Source organism: Paraburkholderia sp. C35, from assembly GCF_003121405.1.
Lineage (GTDB): Bacteria > Pseudomonadota > Gammaproteobacteria > Burkholderiales > Burkholderiaceae > Paraburkholderia.
In genome coordinates, this window is record NZ_QBUY01000189.1 from 1 (window position 1) to 8,693 (window position 8,693).

Consider the following 8,693-nt stretch of genomic DNA (forward strand, 5'->3'; position numbering starts at 1 on the left):
CGTAGTGGGTGGTGTTCAGCGGCTTTCTTTTGCCTACTTTTCTTTGCCGCGGCAAAGAAAAGTAGGTGCTGCCCCGCACAGGGGCAACGCATGAAGCACCACTAACAAAACGCGGACGCCAGCGAAGACCACAACCCTCGAGCGCCAGCGAAAATCAAACCCTAACCTTAAGCCTCGCAGACCACTTCATGGCAGGCAACTCAACACACCGATAAAACACCCAAGCAACCCCCACCGCAACAAGCATAAAACCAAACCCAGGCAAAATAGAAACCTGAAGCGCTGACCGATAAAACAGCGACGAAAGGAGCACAAAAATGGGCAGATGAATCGAATACAGCGAGAAGCTAAAGTCCCCAAACCACGAAAACAGCCGCGCAACAGGCGAGTCCGACTGACGCGGACGCTTGAGAGCCTCAACCAGATAGCATGCAAACCCGATCGCCCACAATTGAAACGCAGGGTACTGCCCGAAGTGAAACGCAGCACAACCCAGCACGCTCAACACCAGCGCCGCGCCATACATCAACCAGGACCGATCGCGCGCCGGCGATGAAGCCCCACCACGCCGAACCTGCACTTCAGCAATCCACGCCCCAAGCGTCCACGAAAACCAGAACGACGTGAAGAACTGCAAATAGTGCCGCTCAAAAACAAACACCGAAACAATATTCACGAGCGCCACGAACCCCAGCGCCGGCATCATGCCAAACTTGCGACGCAGGGCTAAAAGCAACGGATAGACGAGATAAAACTGCACTTCGAGCGACAGCGTCCACAATGCACCATTCGACCCATACGTCTTCCCCGCCACACCCTGCAGCGAAAACAGATTGACCAGAAACGCCTTAGGCCCGATATCGAGAATCTTATGATTGACCGGCAAAAAATGCAGACTGGTCCAATCCAGCGCCAGCGTGAGCACCAACGCAGCGAACAGCACAGGATAAATACGCGCAAATCGCCGCGCCCAGAAATTGGCAGCATTGAGCCGATATGCAGGATTGGCAACCAGCCGCTGCGCAGCACTGCGATGAATGCAATACCCGCTGATCACAAAGAAAATCGGCACCCCTGCCGAACCCCACGCAATCGGCAAGGTCAGATACGCCACGATCGTATTCAGATCGAATGACTTGCCGGCCAGCTGGTGAAAGCTCTGCATTCCCACCCATTCGACCTGGCGGCAATGAAAATACGCCACCAGCAGCGCAGCAAAGCCGCGCATCGCGTCGATGACGTGCTCCTTGTCCGCGACTTTCGCGCCGCTGCGCGCGGCAGGTGCAAAGGACGGGGACGAACCAGTGGCGTCCAGTGCTGTATCGCTCATGCGCGGTCCTCGGTGTTCGATAATTGAATTGACGCGCAGCATGAAACACGCAGCGCGCCTGCCTGCATATCCTAGGTGATCGGGCGCGCAAAAAAACGGCAAGAAAATTCTCGTAATTAATTCATTCGTGACATCCATATTGCATTCGATTCAAACATAAAAATACGAATAGACGATTGAATTATTTGCCGTTTTTTTTCATGTTAGGTTGATGCGGGGAAAACTTTCGACAGGGGTGGGGTCATGAACCTGCATTTGATCGCCGGCGTCGCCGTGCTGCTATTGCTCGTCGCCGTATCGGCCTATCGCGAAGCCTTGCGCAACGAACCGATCAGCCGTATCCGCATGAATCCGGAAAAGATGCCGCAGTTCGAAGAACACGAATGATGGCAGCCGCGGCAAGCGGGCAATGCCCGCCTTGCCGGCATTGGCAAGAATTACGGAACGTATGCGCGCCGACTCATAGCGGTTGCGTCATTCTTTCCGTATTCGTTTCAAGTATCGGAATGAAATTGCGGAAGAACAATTTGAATTAATTTCAACGCAGATTCAGTGCGTCTTTGCAGATTGTTTTCCGCTAGTCTTTTCCAGCAACGACAATGCGCCGTCTGTCACGGCGATTGCATACATTCAATCAAACCGAGTGGAAATGCATACCATGCTGAAAGTCACCAAAGCCGTCTTTCCTGTCGCGGGCCTCGGCACACGCTTTTTGCCCGCCACGAAGGCGAGCCCGAAGGAGATGCTGCCCATCGTCGACAAGCCGCTGATCCAGTACGCGGTCGAAGAAGCGATCGCAGCAGGCATCACCGAAATGATCTTCGTCACGGGCCGCAGCAAGCGCGCCATCGAAGATCACTTCGACAAATCCTATGAGATCGAGGCGGAACTCGAAGCGCGCGGCAAGGAGCAACTGCTCGATCTCGTGCGCAGCATCAAACCCGCCAACGTCGACTGTTTTTATGTGCGTCAGGCGGAAGCGCTCGGTCTCGGCCACGCCGTGCTGTGCGCAGAAAAGCTGGGCGGCGACAGCCCGTTCGCCGTGATTCTCGCCGACGACCTGCTGCACAGCGAAAAGCCTGTGATGAAGCAACTGGTCGACGTGTTCAACCACTATCACAGCTCCGTCGTCGGCGTCGAAACGATCGCGCGCGAAGCGAGCCGTTCGTATGGCGTGGTCGATGGCAAGGAGTGGGAAGAAGACGTCATCAAGCTGTCGGGCATCGTCGAAAAGCCGGCCCCTGAAAAGGCGCCGTCGAATCTCGGCGTGGTCGGCCGCTATGTGCTGATGCCGACCATCTTCCGGCATATCCGCGCATTGAAACCGGGCGCAGGCGGTGAATTTCAACTCACCGATGCACTGCAATCGCTGCTGACGGAAGAGCAGGTGCTCGCATATCGCTACTTCGGCACGCGTTTCGATTGCGGCAGCAAGCTCGGCTATCTGAAGGCCACGGTCGAATTCGCGCTGCGTCACCCGGAAGTGCGCGCGGACTTCGAGGACTATCTGCAAAGCTATCTGCCGCTGCATCTGACGGCTGCCGCCGCCTGAAAGCAACGCCTGCGACCTCGACGGCGGCGCGTTTATCCGCCGTCGCGTTGCAGGTCAGTCGGTGCCAGCGCCCGCTTTATCCGCACGAAGCGGGCCCGCTGGGCGACGATGCGCGTGCGAGCAATGCGCGCACATCGTCGTCGGTGGTTTCGCTGAAGTCTGCGTAGAACTGGCTGACGCTGAAAAACACGTCCGGCGCAGTCACGCAGACCAGTTCGTCGACGTCGCTGCCCAAACGCGCCGCTGCGTCGGACGGCGCAACCGGCAGGGCGGCGACGATCTTCACGGGACGCCTTGCACGCAATGCGCGCGCCGCCACCTTCATCGATGCGCCCGTTGCCAGTCCATCGTCGACGAGGATCGCGACGCGGTCTGTTACCTTTATCTGCGTACGCTTCGGATCGAAGAATAGCGCCTCGCGCCGCGCGAGTTGCGCCTTTTCCTCTGCAATCACACGCTCGAAATCCGCTCGCGATATGCCTGCGTCGCGTATCAGTTCGTGATCGACATACAGCGCATCGCCCGATGCGATTGCACCCATCGCCAGTTCGCATTGCCACGGCACGCCAAGCTTGCGCACCACGAGCACATCGAGCGGCACACGCAGCAAGCGTGCGACTTCAAACGCAACAGGCACGCCGCCACGGGGCAAACCGAGCACGACAACATCTTCGCGTCGCGCGTAATGCTTCAAGTGCCCGGCGAGCGCACGTCCCGCGTCCGCGCGATCGGCAAAGCGGCGCTGCATGATTCGCTCCCACGTCGGCTATCCCATCACTATAGGACGTTGAGCATCGAGAGCGCCGACTCCTGCAACGGACGCAGCACGCGATTGAGCGCCGCATCCGGTGATTCCTTGCCCATCGGCATATTCGTGCTGAGCGCGGCGACCACTTCGCCATGCCGGTTCTTCATCGGCACGGCCACACCGCGCACGCCGATATCGAGTTGCTGCTCGATCACCGCGTAGCCATCGGCCTGTGCGCGGCGGATCTTTTCCAGCAGGCCCGTCTTGTTGGTGACGGTGTGCGGCGTGAAGGGCGCGAGTTCGGTGTCGGTGAGCCACGTCTGCATCGCTTCCTGATTGCGGTGATACGCGAGCAGCACGACGCCGGGCGAGGTGAGCGGGGCGGGCACGCGCGCGCCGAGCACGAAGCCCGTCGTCATCACGCGCGAACTGCCGTTACGTGCGATGAACACCAGTTCCCAGTCGTCGAGCACGCTCACGTACACGGACTCGCCGATGCTCAGGCTCAGTTGCTGCAGATACGGCTGCACGGTCTTGGGCAGGCGCGCGGAATCGAAATACGACCAGCCGACCCGCAACACGCGCGGCGTCAGCCCATACAGCTTGCCATCGCCCTGCACGTAGCCGAGATGTTCGAGCGTGAGCAGATAGCGGCGCGCAGCCGTGCGCGTCATGCCCGTCAGTTGCGCAGCCTGGCTCGGCGTGAGTCGCGCGTGCTCGCTGTCGAACGATTCGAGAATCGCGAGACCTTTTTCGAGGCCCGCAATCCAGTCGCGTTTGTCCAATGGCGGTCGGTTCATGGCAATCGTCCCCTGATTTTGCGCGGATAACGTATCGGTATGCGCGATTATCGCTCACACGGGCGCGCTTGGTTCAGCGTAAAGAAAATCGGCGTGACGGGTACGAATGCGGGTAGGCAAGGCCATGCGATACGTGTGAATCGCCCGCCAAGCCTCGTTTTCGCTGTGTCCGCGCAGCAACAGCTTGCCTGGTGCAAACCCGCGAAGCGCGCGTTAATCGCACAACGTCGTGCGATTAACGCACGCTTTACGCAGTTGGAGCATTGCTCACCCAGACACGCTTGCCTATTCTTGAGCCACCTCAGCGCCTTGCGCTTTACGCCGCGAAGCATCGAATGGGTCGGTCGGTTGTATCGAGCAGCGGCATCACGGGTTTCATCGAAGAAGGTTCTGCCATGAGTCACCCCACGAATCAGCCTTGCATCATCTCCGTCGCGATCACGGGTTCCGTGCCGCGCAAGAAAGACAACCCGGCGGTGCCGATCTCGATTCCCGAGCAGGTCGAGAGCACCCATGAAGCCTATGAAGCCGGCGCAACGCTCGTGCATCTGCACGTGCGCGACGAAGAGGAGCGCTCGAGCTCGGACCGCAACAGCTTCGCGCTGCTGCAGGAAGGCATCCGCAAGCATTGCCCTGACATCATCATCCAGTTTTCGACGGGTGGCCGCGGCCGCTCGTTCGAGCAGCGCGGCGCGATGCTCGATCTGCGTCCCGACATGGCCTCGCTGGCCACCGGGTCGGTGAACTTTCCGACCACGGTCTATGAGAACCCGCCTGATTTCGTGCGCACGCTCGCGCAGACGATGCTCGATCACGACGTGAAGCCCGAGATCGAAATTTTCGATCTGGCGATGCTGTACAGCACCGTCGATCTCGTTCAGCAAGGTCTGCTGAAAGACCCCGTGCACGTGCAGTTCGTGATGGGCGTGAAGAACGCCTTGCCTGCGCGTCGCGAGATTCTCGAATTCGAAGTCGCGCAACTGCAGAAGCTGCTGCCGACGGCGACGTGGACGGCGGCGGGCATCGGCCGGCATCAGCTTGAAGTCAATTACTGGACGCTCGAAATGGGCGGCCACTGTCGCACGGGTCTCGAAGACAACGTGCGCTGGGACAAGGACACGCTCGCGAAAAGCAATGCGCAACTCGTGCAGCGCGTGGCGAATCTGTGCGCGGAATACGACCGTCCCGTTGCGACCGCGAAGCAGGCTCGCGAGATGCTGGCACTCAAGCCCGCAGCATAGACACGACTTTTCAGACACGCCATCCCATGCTTCGCTCCATTGCTACTGTGTCGGTTAGCGGCACGCTCGTCGAGAAACTCGCGGCCATTCGCGCGGCGGGTTTCGACGGTGTCGAGATCTTCGAAAACGATCTGCTGTATTTCGACGGCTCGCCCGCCGACATCCGCAAGCGCTGTGCCGATCTCGGCCTGCAGATCACACTGTTCCAGCCGTTCCGCGATTTCGAGGGTGTCTCGAAGGAACGGCTCGCGCAGAACCTGAATCGCGCCCAGCGCAAGTTCGAACTGATGCACGAACTCGGCACGGATCTGGTGCTCGTGTGCAGCAACGTCAATGCAAACGTGATTGCAGACGATGCGCTGATCGTCGATCAGCTCGGACAGCTCGCGCTGCTTGCCGAGCGCGAAGGTGTGCGCGTCGGCTTCGAAGCACTGGCGTGGGGCAAGTATGTGAATTCGTATCTGCATGCATGGCGGCTGGTCGATGCCGTCGATCATGCGAGCCTCGGTCTGATACTCGACAGCTTCCACACGCTGTCGATCGACGATCCGATCGATCCCATCGCCGACATTCCGGGCGACCGCATCGCCTTCGTGCAGATCGCCGATGCGCCGCTGCAAAAGATGGATGTGCTCGAATGGAGCCGTCACTACCGGTGTTTTCCGGGGCAAGGCGATCTCGATGTCGCGGGCTTTGCCGATCGCGTGCTTGCAACGGGGTATCAAGGTCCGTTTTCGCTCGAGATTTTCAACGATGGCTTTCGCGCCGCGCCGACGGCGGCCACGGCAGCCGACGGTTATCGTTCGCTGCTGTACCTCGAAGAGCAGGCCGCAAAGTACGCCACTGAGCACGCGAGCGCAAAGGCCAGCCAGCCGCTCTTCACACCGCCTGCGCCACCCGCGCATTCGGGCTTCCAGTTCATCGAGTTCGCCGTCGATTCGACCAGTGCGCCGCGTCTCGCGCAACGCTTCGCGGAGGCGGGTTTTCATGCGGCGGGCAAGCATCGCTCGAAAGACGTGACGCTGTATCAGCAGGGCGATGCGTCGATCGTGCTGAATGCCGAGACCGATTCGTTCGCCAGCGAGTTCTTCCATCGGCATGGCTTGTCGCTGTGCGCGTCGGCGTTCCAGGTCGACGATGCAGCACGCGCGTTCGAGCGTGCGACGTCGTTCGGTTATGCACCGTTTTCGGGCCGTGTCGGTCCGAATGAACGCGTCGTGCCGGGCGTGCGTGCGCCCGATGGCAGCCTGCATTATTTCGTCGATGCACGGCCCGATGAGCCCACGCTCTACGAAGCCGATTTCGTGCTGACGCCGCAGCAGGATGCGCAGCGCATGCGGGACGAACGAGGAGGGCTGAAGGGCATCGATCACGTCTGCCTCGATCTGCCTGCCGACTCGCTCGATACATGGATTCTTTACTTCAAGGCCGTGTTCGGTTTCGATGCGGAACCGGCGTGGCTGCTGCCTGATCCGTATGGCCTCGTGCGCAGCCGGGCCGTACGCAGTACCGACGGTTCTGTGCGGATCGTGCTCAACGCATCGGCAGATGGGCGCACTTCGACGGCGCAATCTCTGCATACGTATCGCGGATCCGGCCTCAATCACGTGGCGTTTTTCACAGACGATATCTTCGCGGCCGTCGAACAGTTGCGCGCACGCGACGTTCGGCTATTGAAGATCCCGTCGAACTATTACGATGACCTTGAAGCACGATACGATTTCGCCGACGGCATCGTGTCGCAAATGAAAGACGCCCACATCCTCTACGACAGGGATGCGCAGGGCGGCGAATTCTTCCATGTGTACACCGAGCAGATGGATGGACGCTTCTTTCTCGAGGTCGTGCAGCGCAAGGGCGGTTATGACGGATATGGCGCGGTCAATGCACCCGTCAGGCTCGCCGCGCAGGCACAGCGCAAGAACAGTTAAACGCAGGCATAAGCAATAAAGGATCGCGCGGGTTTTCCGCACTGGTAGTAACCCGCAGCGATCGGCGCAAGACCGTTTTCCCGCATCACTCCAGTTTTCGCACTACCCGCAGCACCGGCGGCAGCGTTTTATGCGCGCATGGTCGCACTTGTCTGTACCTGTAGTAAGTACCTGTTTATACCTGTTACACGCCGCCGACAAAACGATGCTTGCGCATCGAGACAACACTTAAAGACAAAGGATCAGGAGATGAAACGACGTTACCCCGAAGTCAAGGCCGCCTTGGCGGGCGCAGCGATGCTGGCCACGCTGCCGGCCTTCGCGCAAAGCAGCGTGACGCTGTACGGCATTATCGATAACGGCATCGGCTATCAGTCGAGTTCGACCTCGCTCGGTTCGACCACGGGCGGCCACTCGGCCTTCAAGATGGTCACGGGCGTGTGGGCGGGCAGCCGCTTCGGCCTGAAGGGCGCAGAAGACCTCGGCGGCGGCACGAAGGCGATCTTCACACTGGAAGAAGGCTTCAGCGCGAACAGCGGTGCCATGTCGACGAGCGGCCTGATGTTCAGCCGGCAAGCGTTTGTCGGCGTGTCGAACAACACGTACGGTTCGCTGACGGCTGGCCGCCAGTATGCGGCGTACTACCAGCTGCTGTCGCCGTATAGCCCGACGACGTGGCTCACGGGTTTCTACGGCGCGCACGCGGGCGATCTCGACGGGCTCGATACGATTTACCGCGCCAACAACACGCTGCTGTACATGTCGCCGACGTTGTACGGCTTCAAGTTCAGCGGTTCGTATTCGTTTGCCGGTGTGCCGGGCAGCGCGTACGCAGGCTCGACGTGGAGCACGGCGATCCAGTACGCGCAAGGCCCGATCGGCATCGCGGTGGGCTTCTCGAAGATCAACAACTCGAATGTCAACGGCGGCACCTTCGGCACCGATACGACGACGTCGAATGCAGGCGCACAGGCCGGTATTTCGGCGGTGACGAACGGCTATCAGTCGGCACGCGCGCAGCAGCGTTTTGCAGTCGGCGCCGGCTATACGTTCAACAGCCAGTTCGATATCACGGCAACGTACTCGAACGT

8 protein-coding genes are annotated in these 8,693 nt (G+C 59.8%); 5 read left to right on the forward strand and 3 right to left on the reverse strand.

What is annotated here, in order from left to right; all coding sequences use genetic code 11:
- Window positions 1–154 precede the first annotated feature (154 nt).
- Window positions 155–1,330, reverse strand: a complete 1,176-nt coding sequence (locus DK391_RS43260; protein WP_109484145.1) for an acyltransferase — start codon at window positions 1,328–1,330, stop codon at window positions 155–157.
- Between the two features lie 243 nt (window positions 1,331–1,573).
- On the opposite strand from DK391_RS43260, the gene DK391_RS45155 reads away from it, so the two are divergent.
- Window positions 1,574–1,717 (forward strand): hypothetical protein, encoded by a 144-nt coding sequence (locus tag DK391_RS45155; protein ID WP_199588629.1) that lies wholly within the window; start codon window positions 1,574–1,576, stop codon window positions 1,715–1,717.
- Between the two features lie 271 nt (window positions 1,718–1,988).
- Window positions 1,989–2,882, forward strand: coding sequence for a UTP--glucose-1-phosphate uridylyltransferase GalU (gene galU / locus DK391_RS43265; protein WP_109484150.1), 894 nt, complete (start codon window positions 1,989–1,991; stop codon window positions 2,880–2,882).
- Between the two features lie 76 nt (window positions 2,883–2,958).
- On the opposite strand, the gene DK391_RS43270 is transcribed toward galU, so the two are convergent.
- Window positions 2,959–3,630: a phosphoribosyltransferase family protein gene (locus DK391_RS43270; protein WP_109484146.1), complete on the reverse strand. Its 672-nt coding sequence runs from the start codon at window positions 3,628–3,630 to the stop codon at window positions 2,959–2,961.
- 29 nt (window positions 3,631–3,659) lie between these two features.
- Window positions 3,660–4,430, reverse strand: a complete 771-nt coding sequence (locus tag DK391_RS43275) for an IclR family transcriptional regulator C-terminal domain-containing protein (RefSeq protein WP_109484147.1) — start codon at window positions 4,428–4,430, stop codon at window positions 3,660–3,662.
- 395 nt (window positions 4,431–4,825) lie between these two features.
- Here DK391_RS43275 and DK391_RS43280 point away from each other — a divergent pair, with 395 nt between their 5' ends.
- The 3 genes from DK391_RS43280 to DK391_RS43290 form a co-directional block, all read left to right on the forward strand.
- Entirely contained in the window at window positions 4,826–5,671 is an 846-nt protein-coding gene (locus tag DK391_RS43280) for a 3-keto-5-aminohexanoate cleavage protein (protein ID WP_109484151.1), read from the forward strand.
- A gap of 26 nt (window positions 5,672–5,697) precedes the next feature.
- Complete coding sequence (locus DK391_RS43285; RefSeq protein ID WP_109484148.1) at window positions 5,698–7,602, forward strand: sugar phosphate isomerase/epimerase and 4-hydroxyphenylpyruvate domain-containing protein; 1,905 nt, start codon at window positions 5,698–5,700, stop codon at window positions 7,600–7,602.
- A gap of 249 nt (window positions 7,603–7,851) precedes the next feature.
- On the forward strand, window positions 7,852–8,693 hold an 842-nt coding region (locus DK391_RS43290; protein WP_109484149.1), incomplete at its 3' end, for a porin.